Source organism: Paenibacillus glycanilyticus (assembly GCF_023715145.1).
Lineage (GTDB): Bacteria > Bacillota > Bacilli > Paenibacillales > Paenibacillaceae > Pristimantibacillus > Pristimantibacillus glycanilyticus_A.
Genome location: NZ_JAMBNP010000013.1, coordinates 170,211 through 188,778 on the forward strand (window position 1 = coordinate 170,211; position 18,568 = coordinate 188,778).

The window sequence follows — 18,568 nt, forward strand, 5'->3', positions numbered from 1 at the left end:
AAAAGCCGCCTCAACGGCTGCCAGCAGGCAGTAGATGAGGCGGCTTTTTTAGTTAATAGATTAGTAGATTTCAATCTCGTATAACGAAGGGCCGTAGTTCGCAAAGCCTTTCTCCGTTACGTAGATTCGTACGTATTGTCCTTGTGCCGAAGCGGATAGGTTAATGGTCTGCTTCAAGCCTTCGCCGCTGAGCGATTGACCGGAAATCGCATGAACAGTCGTCCAGCTGTCATTGCTTGCTAGATCAGCACCGGGCTGTGCCACCTGAATTTCAAGCGACTTCCCATAAGCCCCTTCCCAGTTCAATACAAGCTTATTGAACGTCTCGATTGCGCCAAGATCAACATAAATCCACTCCGGATGGTTATCCGCGTTAGCCGTCCAGTCTGCTCCCCACCTGGAGCCTTGGTCGCCATCAGTGGCCTCTGCTGCCAGGAATACGCCTTGCACGGAAGAGGCCGTTGCCGATTTGTTCAGCGCCAGATTAACTGCCGGAGCATCCGCCGTCATGACCTGCGTCACTTCATTATCCGCGTAGCCTGTTGCCGTTACGGCAATCGCGTAGCTGCCTGCCGCCGCAAATACGCTTGGATTCAGCGTGATAATGCCCGCTGCAACCGCATATTGATTGGCGGCAAGAGCCGCATTGTTCACCTTCACTGCCGTAACAGCGCCCTCCCATGCCGCATTGCCGGCGAAGGCAAGCTCAATGCTGTTGCCTACTTTATTATCCGTAGAATCGGCTGTTATTGCGGGACCCGCAGGCAGCACCGGGTCCGGGCTAGACGGATTACCGTATACTTCGAATTCCCAAAGCGAGTAGCCCCATTGCGAGCCTCTCGATGAACCGTAGACGCGCACATGGCGGGCTTCTTCTCCGTGGAGCGTAATGTTGTCGAGCCCGCCATTGCCGGATGGCTCGGTGAAAACGGTCGCCCAGTCGCTATCGCCCGGATTATCCGCGGTTGCGACTTGAACGGTATACGTTTTGCCATAGGCCGCTTCCCAGTTCAATATGATGCTGTCGAGCTTATAAAGCTTCTTCAGATCGAGGGAGATCCATTGCGGATCCTCGGCACTGCTTTCCCATCGGGTACCGGTCTTCCCGTCAACGGCATTTGCGGCGCCCGAATTGCCCGATGATGCGGTAGCCGTGCTGCCAAGCGCGATATTGTTCGCGTTGGTCTTCACTTCCTGCGATACTTCCGCAGCCGCATAACCATTCGCAAGGATTGCGATCGAGTAAGTCTTGACCGCTGGGAAAAGCGCGGTGTCGATTGTGATTTTGCCTGCCGCTATTGCATAGTTGCTTGCGTTCACGGTTGCCCCGTCGATGGTAATCCCCGTAATTGCGCCTCTCCAAGCCGCGTTATCCGTGAAGGTAAGCTCGATGGGATGGGTAAGCTTATTGTCCGTCGAATCTGCGGCTATGGCCGGCGGCGATACCTTCTCGCGTACGGCTACCTCATCGATAGTGATCGTATGCTCGCCATCCGGCGTTACCTGATCGCCGTTAATGACGTTGCCAAGCAAGTACTTCACGGTTAATGTGATGTCAGCGGTTGGCTTCAGCACCTTCGAATAGACCGCCTCATCACCCGTAATAAAGAACGCCACTTGCTGATTATTGTTGTAGCCGGTCAGTTCCACCAGAATCGGACGGTTAGCCGTAGAGGATGCTTTAAAGCTAAGCTCATACGTCTTGCCTGCTTTCAGCTTGATGCCGGACTGCATGAACTGCGTAGACCAGGTATAAGGAACATGCCATTGCGGATCCAGTCCGCCGTTATAGTTGATTTGGATTTTCGCCTTCTCATCCTCTACTAAGATTGAAGAGTAGTCGTCGGCACCTTTCCAGGCTTCCCAGTTCGTAGTGCCGTTCGTGAAGCTGCCGTTCAGCACCAGGTTCCCGTCCCCGGCAAACACTTGCTGCGTAATGACGGCATCTCCATAGCCGTTTGCCGTTACCTTCACCGGATAGTTGCCGTCAACCGAGAAGACATCCGAATGAAGTGTCAGCGTTCCTTCCGTCACCGCATATTGCGATGCGTTCAGCGCCGCACCGTTTACGGACACCGATGTTACGGCGCCTCTCCAGGCAACGTCATCGGCAAACGGGATCACCATCTCCTGACCTGCCAGATTATCCGTACTATCCGCTACTATCGTCGGCGGACGCTTGACGGGGGCATTTTCCACTTCAAGCACTACATTGTCGATCCAGACGGTGCCAACCGCTCCGCCAGGGGTCTTGCCAAGCATGATTTTGAGAGCAAGCGATTCGTCCGCTGTCGGGCGAACGGTGAATTTGAGATGTGTCCACTCCGTACCAACGGCCTGCACGCCGGAATCAAATCTCCGAACATACGAGGCATTCTCAAGGGTTGCCTGCAAATCGCGGGCAACCGATGCTTTGACATCAAGCTCCAGCGTGTAGGTTAGCCCTTTCTTGAAGCTCATGCCGCCTTGAATGAGCATATTGCTGTACGGCTGATTGCCAAGGCTTGTTACGTTGATTTTCGCAGCGCCATTCTCCGCAATGAACTGTGAGGCTCCGCCGTCCTGCGAGTTTTGCTCCCAGTTCAAGAGGCCGGCGAAGAAATCGCCATTCTTCAGCGGGAACAGATCCACGCCAGTAAAGTCAAAGTTGTTATTGGTCGTACGGATCAAGGAGACGTTGTCGATCGTTACATCCGAATCATCGCCGCCGAGTCCGAATACCAGCTGTCCTTCCTCGTCCGTAACGCCAACCGGCATCGTGAACGCGAATTCCTGGCTTGTTAATGCCGTAGTGAGCGCAACGTCTTTCGACGCATACACGGTATTGCCGTCCTTGCTTGCGAAGAACGCTTTAATCGAACGTTCCGATTCCGCGGAAGCTTTGAAGCTCAGCTTGTAGGAATCCGATTGCAGCAGATTGATGCCCTTTTGCGTCAGCGTGACGTCCGATGGACTGTCTCCGCCGTCCGTAATGACTGCCTCAAGCCGTCTCGCTTCCGGATCAACCGATGCCGTTGCCTCTCCGTCGCCGGAAGTTACAAAGTTCCAGTACGTCATGCGATCCATCGAACCGAGGTCGAAGTTGCCGTTATAGACATGCTGCCCGTTGCCAAGCGGAGCCTTGGCTCCGTTTTGCTCGGACGCCGCGTCAACCTCTTCGATCTTGATATTGCCGATCCATACCGTATTCGTATTGAGGCCAAGATTCAGCTCCAAACGCGCGGCAAGATCCGTATCATTGTTCATCAGGAAGCGGTACTCGTAATGCTTCAGATTGGTCGTCAGCGCGGCATCGAAATTATCCGAATAAGCGCCCCAGCCGTTATCCGCATCGCCGCCAACCTTCAGGCTGATGTTTCTTGCTGCCGAAGCTTTTGCGTCAAAGCTGATTTTGTAAGCATGGCCTTTCGTAATCGTTGCATATTGAATCAACTGCAAGGCATAGTTCTGATTGCCGCCGCTGGCAATCGATACTTTGGCGAACTTATCGTCGCCGACGGTATCAACAACGGCAGAACCCGCGCCGCCAAAATCTGGCGTATGAAGGAAGTTCCAGTAATTCGCGTTAAGCGCATGCGTCGAATCGGCAATATCCGTCAGACCATGCTCGAAATCCTGATCGACAATGGCCTTGGCCCCCGCCGGAATCTCATCCTTCGCATCGGGCTCTACCGGCGTACGGTAAGGCCGGCCGGTCAATTCGTAAGCACGAACGTAATCAACTTCCATCTTCGCCGGCAGGTCGCTGTCGGCCGGCAGACGGTTCCCGTCGAATTGGCCGCCGACGGCCAGGTTCAGAATCATATAGAACGGTTTGTCAAACGGCGCAGGGTAAGCATATTTATCCGGTTGATCCGCTCCCCAGCTGCTCCAGTTATTCACCGTTTGATATAGGTTGCCGTCCACGTACCAGCGAAGTTCGCCAGGCTCCCACTCTACCGAGTAGGTATGATAGCCGGCAATCGATTCGCCTTCAGGGAAGTTATAAGCTGCTCCCGTTGCTTTATTGTTCGGAGCATTCTTGCCATAATGGATCGTACCGCCAACTTCATGCGGCAGACGTCCTCTCGCTTCCATAATATCGATCTCGCCGGATGCTGCCCAACCGCCGTATTCGCTGCCCTCCGGCATCATCCAGAAGGCCGGCCAAATCCCCGTTCCTTCCGGCAGCTTCATGCGGGCTTCGAATTTCCCGTAAGCCTTCGTAAACGTATTGCTGGTCCACAAACGGCCGGAAGTGTACGGCTTGCCGTTAAAGGTTTCCTTCCTCGCCGTAAGCACAAGGTTGCCCGTTTCCGGATCTACGGCAACGTTTTGCCTGCGATAATATTGCTGCTCGTTATTCCCCCAGTCTGCTACGCCATATTCGGAGCCGTTACCTTCCTGGTAGCCCCATTTGGACAGGTCGACACCGTTTGTGTCCGGATTAACCGCATCTCCGTTAAACTCGTCAGACCAGACCAGGCTCCACATTTGCTCCGCCTCAATCGTTTGGGTCACCTGTCCCAGCTCATAGCCGGAAGCTTGGAGGACAATGACATGATCGCCTGCGGCCGTAAAGACGCTGGCTTTAATCGTAATACGGTTTGTACCAATGACGTAATCTTCTGCCGCAAGGACTATTCCGTCAACCGTGATGGTATGAATCGAGCTGCTCCAGCCAGGCTGGGAAGCAAAGGTCAGCGTAACCTCCTTGCCCAGACTGTTATCCGTCACATCCGGCGTTACGATCGGTGCCGAAGTCAGGCGGATATCGTTCCCTAGCGGCACTTTTTCTCCCAATGCTTCTTTCGCGCCCTTCCGCTCAAAGCGGACGTTATCAATAAAGACATCGTGAGCCGCGAGAGCATCGCCGTTCTTGCCCAGCAAATATTTAAGTCCTACCGTCTCATCCCTAGGCATGGCGAACTCAAACGAATAGCTCTTTGTTGTTTCGCCAAGCGCAACCTTCTCATTCAGATAACGCGTGTACGTACCGTTCTCCGCGATAACGTCAATCGTTCTGCCTACGGTAGCTCTGGCATCAAAGGTGACGATATAGGAGATGTCTTTTTTAACCGGGAGCGGCTCCTGGAAGAGCATCACATCCCAAGGATTGGCGCCTACATTCTCTATGTTGATTTTCGCTCTTCCGCCCGCAAAATCAAACGTTGCTTTTGAATTGCCGTCATAGACGCCCTGCACATGCTTGGACCAGCTTGCTTCTCCGTCCGTGAAGTAGCCGTTCTTTAATAGGAAGGATTTGTCGCGCGCGCCTTTGATCTCTACGCGGACATTGTCCGCATATACATCATGCGCGCCTGCCGGATTCGTTGTTTGCTTGCCGAGCAGCACTTTAAAGGAAGCCAACGTATCGCCAGTCACGGGCAGTTCGTACGTAAACGTCTGGTAGTCTGCCGTTAGATGCTCCGTCTTCGAGAGCAATCTTCCGCCCGCATTATCGATAACGATCTCTGCATCGCGCTCAGCCGTCGATTTGAGATCAACGGATACCACATAGGTATTGTCTTTGCGAAGATTGAAATCATTCTGCATGAAGATGACATCCCAAGGATAGTTGCCCACGCTGCTTACATTTACCTTCATGCTTCCTGCGTCTTCGGCATAGCCGGTCACTTTGTCCCAGCCGTCATAGAAGCCTTGCACATGCAGGTTCCATGAGGCTTTGCCGTTCGAGAAATCGCCGTTCTTCAGCGGGAACAAATCCGCCAGCGGCAGATCGCCGATGCCATTGTTCGTAAGGCGCGTCATGACCACATTATCCATGGCGACATCCGCATCGCTTCCGCCAAGCAGGAAGACCAGAATGGCTTTGTCATCCGCCGCTTGCGCAGAGTTAAAGTTCACGGTCTGTACCGCGGAGGCTGTCGTCAGATTTACCTCAATCGGTTCAACCACATTCGTGCCGTCCTGCTTCTGAATGCCGACCTTAATCGTACGGTCTGAGGCTGCGCTTGCCTTGAACTTCACTTGATAATCATTGCCCGGAATGAGGTTAATGCCCTTTTGAAGCAAAGTAATGGATGAAGCTCTTGTTCCTCCATTTGTAATATTCGCCGTAAAATCGCGATCTTCCGGATCAACGGAAGCCGCTGCGGCTGCACCGTCTGCCGTATTGAAATGCCAGTAAGTCAGGCGGTCCAGTCGTCCAAGATCGAAGCTGCCGTTGTAGACATGGTTGCCGTTAAGCGGCTCCTTCGCCGCATCCTCGTTATAAGGATCCGGTGCGTCCACTTCTTCCAGCTTCACATTGCCGATCCATACAGGATTGGTGTTAAGGCCGATATTAAGTTCGAGACGGGCCAAAACATCTGTCTCCGCCGCCATTTGGAATGTCATGCTGTAGTTCTTGACTTGATCCGTCAAATTAACGGACAAGACATCGGAATAAGTACCCCAGCCGCGTTCCGCGCCGCCGCCGATCTTGGCGGACATTGTGCGGTTGGTGCTTGATTTGGCGTCAAAGGACAGGTTGTAGTACCTTCCTTTGCCCACTGTCACGTTCTGAATAAGCTGAACGGCATAATCCTGGGACCCGCCATTTGTTATCTCCGCCTTCGCATAGGCGGTCGCGTCAATGACGTCTGTTCCGATTGATCCCTGGCCATTATAGGTAGGGACATGAACAAAGTTCCATTTCTCCGGATCCAGCGTATCCGTATCCGTTGCTACCGTTTTGAAGCCATTCGCGTAATTGGCATCATGCACATAGTTGCCGTCAATGGCCGGTTTGTGATTGTCCGGCAGAGCCTCCTGCTCAATCTTTGGCTCTTCCAGACCTTCCGTCGAATAGCCGCCCTTCTTATCGTAAACGCGGACATATTCTACTTCCATCGTCCGATCGTTATTGTCCAGCGGCATTCTGCCTCCGTCGAAATTGCCGCCGACAGCGAGGTTCAAGATCATGTAGAACGGTTTATCAAATGGCGCCGGATAGGCATATTTCGCCGGTTGATCAATTCCCCAGCTGTTCCAATTATTCTGCGTCTGATAGACAACGCCGTCTACCAGCCAACGGATTTCGCCCGGCTCCCATTCAACGGCATACACATGCTCACCGCTAAAATCCGTTCCATCCGGGAAGTTATATTTGTTGCCCGTATAACGGTTACCCGGAGCGGCTTTGCCATAATGAATCGTTCCGGAAACCTCTTCGGGCAGCCTGCCCACTGCTTCCATAATGTCGATCTCGCCGGAAGATGCCCATGTGCCGTATTCGCTTGTTGCCGGCATCATCCAGAAGGCTGGCCAGAATCCTTGGCCTTTCGGCAGCTTCAGCTTCGCTTCAAATTTGCCGTATGCTTTGGTGAATGTATTCTGCGTGAAAATCCGTCCCGATGTATACGGTTTATTATTGCTGTTTGCTTCTTTTTTCGCCGTAATAACAAGCTTGCCGTCTTCTACCTTCATATTGTCCGCTTCATAGCTTTGCTGCTCGTTATTGCCCCAGCCGTCAAGTCCGTATTGCGAACCCGTCCCGAGCTGGTATCCCCACTTATCCAGGTTCACGCCGTTTGTGTCGAGGTTGCTGCCGGTTCCGTCAAACTCGTCGCTCCAGAGCAGCTCCCACTCGTCTTCCGGCGCGGTCGTAGGAGTTGGCGCAGGGGTTGGAGTTCCGCCGCCGCCGATTCCGCCGTTGCCGCTATTGACGACATAGCGCTGATTGTTGTTCAGACTGCTGCCGTTTAATGAAGAGTTCGGATTATTGCTGTTTAGTTGATGGATATCCGTGTTGCTGGTTTCAATAACCGTGCCCGAATCGAGGTTCATCGTATCGATCTTGGAATCCTCGAACACGATTCTTACCGGTCCTTCTTTCTTATCGACAACAACTTTAGGCGCCTTCACATTGTGAAAATGTATGCTGTGAACACCGCCGCCGCTTACGTAGATGATGCCCTTCACTTCGGAATTTTTCAGCGTGAAATCGCCTTCAGCAATACCCGCGGTTAAGAACAGATCACCGCTTATTGCAGCATCCCCAAGCGTTACGCCATTCGTATTCACCAATGCATTGCCCTCAAGCTTCTGATTCTTGTAGGTGCCGGCTTTCGTATAGGCTTCGCCGGCCAGACGGTCGAGCAGAACAACCGCTTCCGCGCGCGTAATGGATTGGAGCGGCTTAATCGTTCCGTTAGGGAAGCCCTTCAAATATCCTCCGCTTACTAATTGGCCAAGCGGCACTTCTGCAAATGCGCCAATCTGCGCTTTATCGTTAAAGGCACTTAACGGGTCATTGCCCTGTACCTCAGGCAGACGGAACAAGCCTGCCGCAATCTTCGCAGCTTCCTGTCTCGTAATCGCCGCATTAGGCTTGAATGTTCCGTCCGGATAACCATTAATGTAGCCTGCATGCTTACCCATGGCGACCTGATCCGCATACCACGCGCCGGCTGCCAAATCCGTGAAGCCGTTGTCGCCCTTTGACGTGAAACCAAACAGGCTGTTAATCAGTTTCGTGAATTCCGCGCGCGTAATTTGCTGCTCCGGCTTAAAGCTTCCGTCCGGGTAGCTGCTGACCAGTCCCTTGGAGGTCCATTCGCCTACTTGCTCCGCTGCCCAATGCCCCGCTACGTCAGCAGGACCGGCATTTGTTGCTTCTGCCGAAGCCGATGAAGCATAAGCGGCAGAAGGCAGATAGCTTGCCAGAATCATTACCGACATCACAAGCGACAACACCCGTCTCATGCGAAGACGACTGCTTCTTCTCTTACTTTGCATCAACGCCGTTTCCCCTCTCTTACGTTATTCTTAGGGAGTCTCTCGTGTTGTTAACGTTTTTTATACTCTCTTATCTTTTAAAAAAAACGAATATGGGCAATAGAAAAGGAACGCCTGGCATAAAATGGCGTTCCTTATCCTGTTGCTAATGCGTATAACTCAACTCACAACCTCATTATTTCGAAGCCGAAGCGTACCAATCGTTAACTTCTTTCGTCACTTGATCGCCGCCGGATTTCTTCCAGTTCTCAACCATTGTATCGAACGAATCGATTGGTGCTTGACCGTAGATGATTTTGGAGAACGATTCGTTCACAAGCTTGTTCAGCAATTCGTTCTTCGATTTCATCGTTTCCGTCAGCGGACCTTGGAAGTAGTTTTTCATGCGGATATCTTTTTGGTCCATGACGATTTTCATAGCTTCCAGGTTTTCCGGCTTGCGAACAGCTTTCGTCTGCTCTTCGTACGGCGTCGTTGGAGCTTCGCCATTGTACAGCTTAATCATGGTATCCGCGTACAACGAAGGTTGACGCGCGCCTTCAAAGGTCAGCGAGTAGTAGATTGGCTCTACCAGATGCGTGCGGTCCGCATAGTTCGGGAACAGGTCCGGATATTTTTGCGGATCTTTCGTGATTGTGCCGTCTGGCAGTTTGGCCCAGTCATAACCTTCCGCGAAGCCGTTCTCGAACTCGCTGCCCTTTTGCGGGTTCGCCCAGTTATCGTAGAAGAAGTTGTAGTAACGAAGCAGCGCTTCAGGATGCTCTGCCTTTTTGTTGATCAGCATCCAGCCGTTAACGGAAGGGTTACCGCTTTGGGAACCGATTTTACCGTCTGGACCAGCAGGGATCGGGTAAGCTTTGTATTTGGCGCCCGGTACGTTGTTGATCAGATCGCCAAACGGCCAGTCTGGCAGCCAGTTACGGCCTACGATTGCGCCTGCTTGACCTTTCGTGAAGAACTCGGAACCGGAAGTATCATCCTTCAGACCGGAGTCTTTCGAGATCCAGCCTTTGTCCATCCAGCTTTTCAATGTGCCCAGAGCTTGCTTGGCAGCCGGATCAACCGAACCAAATGTCAGCGTGCCGTCAGCTGCTTTGTTCCATTGGCCCGGCATTGTGCCGTAAGCGCCAAACAGCCAGCTAACGTCCGTCATCCAGTTCAGGAAGCCGTTCTTGAAGCCAAGTGCCAAACCAAATGTGTCCGGTTTGCCGTTGCCGTCCGGATCCTTCGTTGTGAACGCGTCCATAATGGCTTCGAGATCGGCCACTGTTTTTGGAGCTTGCAGACCTAATTTATCCATCCAGTCTTGGCGGAGCCACAGCACCATATCGTCGTTGAATGCGTAATCGAGAACCGGCAGAGCCATTCTCTCGCCGTCACGCGTTACAGGAAGGAACGTATCCGGATTAAGAGCAGCCGCTTTTTTGTACTCGTCGCCCGCATACTTATCGAACAGCTCGTTAACCGACATGAATTGACCGGAGTCGATCAGCATGTTTACCGTTTCCATGTCGCCGCGGTAAGTTATGACGTCGGGCATTTTTTCGCCGGAAGACAGCATCAAGCGAAGCTTCGTTTTGTAAGCATCGTTGGTATCCGTTACCACCCAATCATATTTCACGTCGATGCCAAGGTTGTCTTTCATATACTTTTGCAAAACGTTGTTTTCCATCGTTTCGCCGGTCTTGAAGAAGTAGTTTGTGCCTACGCCTTTTACCGTTGTCAGAGTGATCGGCTCTGCGTATTTTTTGCCGTCCCAGCCTGTCTCGTCTACGCCGCTGTCCGTGCCGGCGTTGCTTGTTGCTGCCGCATTGTTGCCGCCGGAATTAGAAGGCTTCTCGCTGGCCGGCTGGTTGCCGCCGTTATTATTGTTGCTTGATCCACATGCCGCAAGGCTTGCCGCCAGTACACCAGTCAACGAAACGAGCATAAGCTTTTTCATTGAATTACGCATTTTTTTCCCCCCGTAAAATGATTATTATAGCATGAGAGCGCTTTATTTACTCTCAATTAATACTATAGTCTTGGTTATTGATGTTATAAATACCATAATTTTGAGTAACATACCAATTTATTATCTTCCTGAAATGATTACTCTTTGACCGCTCCAAGGACAATCCCCTTGACGAAAAACCGCTGCAGGAACGGATACACAAGGAGTACGGGAAGCATGCCGATAAAGATCTGCGCCGCCTTCACCGTACGCTGGGATATGTTCTTGAGCTCATTTACGTCCGGGTTCAGCTTGCTGAAATCCTGCTGTACGATAATCGTCTGCAGGAAGGTCGCAAGCGGATAGTTGCGGTAATCGTTAATATAGAGCAAAGCGTCAAACCAGGCATTCCAGTTGCCAACGATGGTGAACAGCGACATGGTCGCGAGCGCCGGCATGGCCAGAGGCAGATAGACCCGGAACAGAGTCGAGAAATGCCCCGCTCCGTCGATGAAAGCTGCTTCCTCCAGCTCCTTGGGCGTAGCCCGGAAGAAGTTCATCAAGAGAATCATGTTGAATACGGCAACGGAGCCCGGAAGAACAAGCGCCCAAATGGTATTCATCATATGAAGATTGCGAATGACGATATAGAGAGGCACGATGCCGCCGCTGAACCACATCGTAAATACGAAATACCAAGCGTAACGCGAGCGGGCTTTAAACGCCGTCGTATCCTTCGACAGCGCATAGCCGCCTAACGTGATAACGGCGAGTGTAATCGACGCTCCAAGCGCCGTACGTCCGATGGAGATCCAAAACGCCCGGAGGAAGTTAGGGTTATTCATCGTTTTCGTATACGATTCGGTATTGAAATCTACCGGCCACATCCCGACCAGATGCGCATTCGCAGGGGCACTGGCACTAAAGCTGATGGCCAAGATATGAATGATTGGTATAATGCACAGCAGTCCCGCGAGACTTAAGAGAAGATAGTTAAAGACAGAGAATGCCCGGTAGCCGAATGTTTTCTGATACATGTACGCAGGTACCCCTTTCTAGAAGATTTTATAATCCGCATATTTTTTGGCGAGCTTGTAGCCGATGATGATGAGCACGAAACCAATCAAGGATTTGAATATGCCCACCGCTGTTGCCAGGCTGTACTGCCCGTTCAAAATCCCCGTACGATAAACGAAAGTATCAATGATATCGCCTTTATCGTAGACAAGCGGATTATACAAGTTGAAGATTTGGTCGAAGCCTGCGTTCAGGATATTGCCGAGCGCAAGCGTCCCTACGACGATAACGATCGGCAAAAGCGACGGAATCGTTACATGCCAGGTCTGCTTCCAGCGTGTCGCGCCGTCCACCTCGGCTGCCTCATACAGGGAAGGATTAACCCCCGCCAGCGCGGCAAGGTATACGATCGTGCCGTAACCAAACTGCTGCCAGATATCGCTAAGCACCACTACAAAACGGAACCAGTCTCCGTCGCCAAGGAACAGAATCGATTCTTTTACGCCAAACCAGTTGTGAAGAACCGTGTTAATGATCCCGTCCGAAGCCAGCATGTCGTTCAGAATGCCGCCGAGGAATACCCAGGAAATAAAGTAGGGCAAGTAGACCAAGGTCTGCACCGTGCGCTTGAACGGATTAACGTTCACTTCGTTCAGCAAGAGAGCAAAAATAAATGGCACGATAATCCCGCATATAATCTTCAAGGCGGCGATAAAGGCCGTGTTCGTGATAACCTGCTTGATGTCCGGATAATCGAACATAAACTTGAAGTGCTCAAGCCCAACCCACTTGGAATGGAAAATGCCATCGTAAGGCTTGTAGTCCTGAAAAGCGATTACCAGTCCCCCGAGAGGTACGTACACAAAGATAAATTGCAAGACGACTGCCGGAAGCAACATGAGATGCAGCGGCCATGTCCTCTTCAGGAAACCTCTTGTTTTTGTTTTTTCGTTGTTCTCCCCATAGACCTCATTACGGGCTATCGCCTTTGTTGTTGTCCCCATCCCCATTGTCCTTTCCGCTATTCTTTTTGTCGATTGACAGAGTTTCATCATGATGTATAGTAAGTATAGCAATCGGGGAATCGGCTAGTCTGCGCCAATGATTTTAGAACGATACCCATTTCTTTTGTTTTCATCCACTTTGACGCGGGGAGACGGACAAGGATGTCGCTTAGATTGAATACGTTTACAAAAATAGTCGGCATTATCGTTTTGCTGCTTATTCCGATTATCGCGCTCTACTGGTATTCGAATAAAACGAGTATGGACGTTGTCATGAACGAAGTGGAAATATCCATGCATAAGGACTTGTCCTATTTCGCCGACAAGACCGACGAGACGGCAAGCCAGCTTGCGAGAAGCGGCCTCATGATCACGGAAGACATTAACGTCCGTACCCTCGAATTCCTGGAAATCGCCACTTTGTATGAACAAACCGACCAGAAGATCCGAATTGCCGACAAGCTGCGGCTCATTAACGCCTCTTCCCCGTGGGATACAACCATAAGCATCTATGCGCCGGCTACCAATACCTTCGTTTCAACCGACTTCCATCTGGAATACGATAAAGATCTCGTCAAGAAGAACTATTCAAAGGTATGGAAATATACCGAGAACGTCGCTCCTTACTATCAGAACAATCCGAGATTTGTCCGGTTCCTCAGCGAGCCTTACGACAGCTCCTCCGAGAAAGCCGGCCTTGTCGTAGAAGTCAGCTTTGCGGCAGACGAATTGGTGAAAGCGCTCGAGCGCTTTAAGCAAGGCGGCAAAGGAGATGCCTTCTTTGTTTCGCCCGACCAGCGAATACTAGCCGTGAATGGTTCCGATAGCGAGCTTCAGCAAACTCTTCTCTCGAAAATAGATTTGAATACGCTCTCCCATGCCCAGTACAGCCGCATCAAACTGAACGGAACCGAATATACCGTGAACAGCGTGTACATGCCGGAGCTTGGCTGGTATCTGTTTGATTACTTGCCGATTGATGACGTTGTCAGACCCATTACGACGAACAGCAATCTTTTCTACATCTGCATCTTATTCCTGCTGATCGGCAGCACGATTGCGGCCTATGTCCTGTATACGAATGTGCAGGTTCCGATCCGCGAGCTGATCCGCGGCGTGAAGAAGCTGAAGAAAGGCGAATATCCGAAGCTGAAGGTGTTCCATCCGAACAACGAGTTCCACTTCCTGCTCGTCAGCTTTAACGATATGGCCGTCCAGATCGAGCAGCTGATCCAGAACGTTTATCTCGAACAGATCCGTTCAAGAGACGCTAACCTGAAGCAGTTGCAATCCCAGATCAATCCGCATTTTCTCTATAATTGCTTCTCTCTCATCCGCAGCTTGACGAGACTTGGAGAGAAAGAATCGGTTATGGAGCTTGCTCTTCATCTCAGCCGTTATTACCGCTATACAACCAGATCCGAGAGAGAGCTTGCCTACCTGCGGGAAGAAGTCGAGCTTGTCAAAAGCTATCTTGCCATCCAAGCGATGAATGTCCAGGATTTGACCTATGTCATCACGATTCCGGAGGCGATGGAAGAGCTCGAAATTCCAAGGCTTATCCTGCAGCCAATCGTGGAAAATGCCGTCGTGCACGGCCTTGAGCCGATCGGTACTGGCGAAGTCCGGATCATAGGCTCGCAAAATGACCGCTACAACCTCATTACCGTCACGGATAACGGCATTGGCGTAACCGAGGAGCAGCTGGCCCAGCTGAAGCTCCAAATGTCGATGCCTCCGACGGAGGACAAAGGCTGCGCCTTATGGAATACCCGCCAGCGCATGCTGCTGCAGTATGGACAAGAGGCTGGCGTGCGCCTGAATCGCGGCGATGACGGCGGGCTGACCGTTGAGTTGTATTGGCCAAACGAGACAAACCACAATTCTTAAAATCAATGCTTACGAAGCAATTCTTTTTAGGAGGAATCGAACATGCGCCAGCTATTAATTGTAGATGACCAATCGATACTTGCAGACGATCTGGCAGATATGCTGCCTTGGGAGGAAGCCGGCATTGATGCTGTGCATAAAGCTTATTCCGGCCCTGAAGCCATCGAGCTGATGCACGAGCATGCCATCGATGTCGTCATTACCGACATCCGGATGCCCGGCATGACGGGTCTTGAGCTGATTCAGGAGATTAAGTTGAACTGGAAGCATACCAAATGCATTCTGCTCTCCGGTTACTCCGATTTCGAATATACCAAACAGGCGCTGAAGCTGAAGTCCAGCGATTATCTGCTAAAGCCGGCATCCGACGATGAGCTGATTACCTCCGTTCGCCGCGCGATCAAGGAGCTTGAGCAGGAATGGCTGGAGATCAGCTCGATGCAGCGGGCCATGTACTCCCTGCGGGAGCAGCTGCCAAAGCTAAGAGAATATCTGCTTCTGGATATGGTGAGCGGCAAGCAGTCTCTATCCCCGCAGCGCTTGAACAAGAAGCTGGCCACGTATACGATTCCATTCCGGGAGGATGACGGCTTCCATGTGATGCTGCTCCGTCTCGATGATGAAGAACGGCTCTATGATGACGGCGAGAGCGAAGCCTTGATTGATTACGCCATTGCCAATATTGCGGAGGAAGTATTCGGAGACCAGCTGGATATCTGGCATTGCAAGGATGCGAACGGCTTTATCGTCTGCCTTTTAAAGGCCAAAGCCGGTTCAACCGTATCCAGTGATTTGGACGGCTGGATTGAGAGCCATGCCTTCCAGCTGCAGCATGTGGTAAAGTCTTATCTGAAGGTTGGCATCTCTATTCTGACGAGCAAAAGAGGCTCTTTCCCCCAAGAGGTAAGCCCTCTCTATCAAGCTTCTATTACGAACTTCCGCCAGTTCATCGGAGGTGAGCGGGAACTGTTCGTGTCACTGGCGAAGGAGCCGACACGCGGAACACCGCAGCTGCTGGGCGAGCTGTACCGCCCGCCTTCCGTGCTGCAGATGCTCGAGCTTGGCCAGTGGGATGCGGCAAACGACAAGCTTGAAGCGATTTTCCGCGAAATTCAGGAGGAGTGGCGCGATTCCCAGGAGCATGTGCTGGAGGCTTACTTTTCGATTGCCGCAACCCTTGCGGCTTTGGCTCATAAGAACAAGAAATGGCTGTCCGATATGATCGGCGATGATTTCCACGCCTTTGCGAACGGCAGTCCGATTAATTCCGTTGAGGATTTGCGCTCATGGACATCCCGTTCGATAGCTTCCTACCGGAAGTCCATCCATATTGAGGACAAGGATTCCCGGTCGGGCATTATCCGCAAGGTCCAGGAATATATTCACAGCCATCTGGAGCAGGCGTCGCTGCACTCCATATCCACGCATGTCTACCTGAATCCTTCCTACCTGTCGAAGATCTACAAGACCGAAACAGGCGAAGGCATCAGCGAATACCTGCTTCGCGCCCGGATGGAGAAATCCGCCGAGCTGCTCACGCAAACCGATGAGAAAATCTATGAAATTTCGGTGATGCTAGGCTACCAGAAGCCAAGCTACTTCATCCAGCTGTTCAAGAAGCACTTCGGCATTACGCCGCAGGAATACCGCAACAAGGTGACAAATTAAGAGCAGACAAGCATAAAAAGACGCTTCTCGCCCGGGTTGGACGAGAAGCGTCTTTTTTGGTTCGTTTATATCAAGTTGGACTTCAAGAGCAGCCGTTGAATTATGACTGTAGCCTCTGCCCTCGTAATATTTGAAGCAGGAGCAAGAACGGAAGCGCTTTGTCCGGATACAACTCCGGCTTGCAAGCAAGCCGCAATGCCGTTTTTAGCCCATGCCGAGATTTTCCCTTTATCCGAGAACGCTTTGATCAGTTCGTTAACGCTGCTCTCTGGAAGATCGGTCTGAATGCCCGTTAACGCCATTGCTTTCGCTATGATCGTCATAGCCTGCTCGCGAGTAATGCTGTCGTTTGGATGGAATTTGCCGTCCGGATACCCGCTAATAAGCTTGTGCGAGTATGCGGTTTGCACAGCATCGGCATACCAGACCGATGCTTTCACGTCCGAGAAGCTGCTAGCGCCATTCTCCAAACGAAGCCCCAGCGCGCGAACGATGATGGCCGAGAACTCGGCACGGGTAATCGCTTTGTTCGGGTGGAACAGTCCGTCACCCGCTCCGCCAACGATTAAGCGCGACGCCATATCTTCCACCGCGTTTTTTGCCCAGTGATGATTGACATCCGAGAAGGCAGCCGTCTTGCTCACGAGCGCATACAAGCTGTTCGTCAGGCTGTTAATGACCGCGAATCGTTTTCCGTCAATCGTGACCAGCTTGGTCGGCACGGGGCGAACGGATCCGTCCGGCTCCACGACGATTGCCGTTAATGCCTCATTCCCGGAGATACTCTCCGGAATGGCAATCATGCGTTCCACATAGGAAGCAAATGTAGATAGCTCATTTTTCTTGCCTTCGTAAGAGATCGAGATTGAGAAATTTACAGGCGGCAATGCCAAGGTGAGCTGATTTTGCTCAACGGCTTTCTGTGCCAATGCTGTCATTTCCGCCGTTGGTTTGCTCAGCTCCACGCTAACCACGACATCCTTGGCCTTGACGCTGCCGCCAAATAGCTTCGCCAAGTCGATAAGCCCCATTGGGAGCGTGTATGCGGCATACTCCGTTTCTATCCGCAAGCTTGCTTGCTTCTCGATCAGCAGCTGCAGAAGCTCGCCCGGCAGCTCGGCAATTGCGACATCCGATCCCGTCTTGATCGGCAGAACAACCGTCACCTGCTGACCCGCGGAAGCAAGCACCTCTTTCACCTTATCCAGGCTCATGGATATAGTCGATACCGTTTGCCCTCCCCGATTGGAGGATTTCAGCTCGCCTAAACGGTACGTCTTTCCGTCAATAAGGATATCAAATCCGGAAGACGATCCCGTATTACTGCCACTGCCGCTATTGCCGATTGCAGCAAATGCAGCCGTAACATTCAGGTTGCCGGTTACTCCGCGATCCGTTCTTGTTGCGGTTCCCAGTCCGTCGCTCCAGCTGACAAACCGGTAACCCGCATCCGGAACAGCCGTCACTTCGGTTCCATCGGCTCCATAATCGACTTCCTGCGTTGCCGTTCCGCTTACGCTTCCTCCTGCTCCCGCAGTATAGGTGAGCGTAAACGTGTTGATCGCGAATTCTGCAGCAACGTTTAGATTGCCGGTTACGTTCAAGTCCGTACGGCTTGCCGTCGTCACGCCGTCACTCCAACGCGTGAAGTGATAACCCGTATCGGCCGCTGCTGTTACTTTTGTGCCGTCCGCGCCATGCTGTACCGTTTGCAGCTTGTCGCCTGTCAACGTTCCATGCTGACCCTCCGCGTAGGTTAACGTATATTCGTTAATCGCAAAATTCGCCGTCACGTTCAGGTCAGCCACATTCCCCTTATCCGTACGCACAGCCTCCTGTGCGCCGTCGCTCCAGCCGGTAAAATGATAGCCAATTGCCGGCTCGGCTTTCACTTCCGTTCCATCGGCTCCATAATCGACTTCCTGCGTTGCCGTTCCGGTCACGCTTCCCCCTGCTCCCGCAGTATAAGTGAGCGTAAGCGTGTTGATCGCGAATTCCGCCGTCACGCTCAAATTGCCGGTCACGTTTACGTCCGTGCGGCTTGCCGTCGTCACGCCGTCACTCCAACGCGTAAAGTGATAACCCGTATCGGCAACTGCCGTTACTTTTGTGCCGTCCGCGCCATGCTGTACCGTTTGCAGCTTGTCGCCTGTCAACGTTCCGTGCTGACCCTCCGCGTAGGTTAACGTATATTCGTTAATCGCAAAATTCGCCGTCACGTTCAGGTCAGCCACATTCCCCTTATCCGTACGCACAGCCTCCTGAACGCCGTCGCTCCAGCCGGTAAAATGATAGCCCGTTGCCGGCTCGGCTTTCACTTCCGTTCCATCGGCTC

Annotated in this window: 7 protein-coding genes; 2 read left to right on the plus strand and 5 right to left on the minus strand. The window is 52.0% G+C overall.

Going from position 1 to position 18,568, the window contains the following annotated elements; all coding sequences use genetic code 11:
• Positions 1 to 60 precede the first annotated feature (60 nt).
• The 4 genes from M3194_RS26580 to M3194_RS26595 form a co-directional block, all read right to left on the minus strand.
• Entirely contained in the window at positions 61 to 8,721 is an 8,661-nt protein-coding gene (locus tag M3194_RS26580) for a hemoblobin-interacting domain-containing protein (protein WP_251657150.1), read from the minus strand.
• Positions 8,722 to 8,896: 175 nt separating this feature from the next.
• Positions 8,897 to 10,675, minus strand: a complete 1,779-nt coding sequence (locus tag M3194_RS26585) for an extracellular solute-binding protein (RefSeq protein WP_251657138.1) — start codon at positions 10,673 to 10,675, stop codon at positions 8,897 to 8,899.
• 137 nt (positions 10,676 to 10,812) lie between these two features.
• Positions 10,813 to 11,691 (minus strand): carbohydrate ABC transporter permease, encoded by an 879-nt coding sequence (locus M3194_RS26590; RefSeq protein WP_251657139.1) that lies wholly within the window; start codon positions 11,689 to 11,691, stop codon positions 10,813 to 10,815.
• 18 nt (positions 11,692 to 11,709) lie between these two features.
• Positions 11,710 to 12,675 (minus strand): ABC transporter permease, encoded by a 966-nt coding sequence (locus tag M3194_RS26595; protein WP_251657140.1) that lies wholly within the window; start codon positions 12,673 to 12,675, stop codon positions 11,710 to 11,712.
• A gap of 162 nt (positions 12,676 to 12,837) precedes the next feature.
• Between M3194_RS26595 and M3194_RS26600 the strand changes: the two genes are divergently transcribed.
• Both M3194_RS26600 and M3194_RS26605 read left to right on the plus strand, forming a co-directional pair.
• On the plus strand, positions 12,838 to 14,565 hold the full coding sequence (locus tag M3194_RS26600) for a sensor histidine kinase (protein WP_251657141.1): 1,728 nt from the start codon (positions 12,838 to 12,840) through the stop codon (positions 14,563 to 14,565).
• A gap of 42 nt (positions 14,566 to 14,607) precedes the next feature.
• Entirely contained in the window at positions 14,608 to 16,233 is a 1,626-nt protein-coding gene (locus M3194_RS26605) for a response regulator transcription factor (protein ID WP_251657142.1), read from the plus strand.
• A 65-nt stretch (positions 16,234 to 16,298) separates the two neighbouring features.
• Here M3194_RS26605 and M3194_RS26610 read toward each other — a convergent pair.
• Positions 16,299 to 18,568, minus strand: a 2,270-nt coding sequence (locus M3194_RS26610; protein ID WP_251657143.1) for an InlB B-repeat-containing protein, incomplete at its 5' end; no start/stop codon positions are given.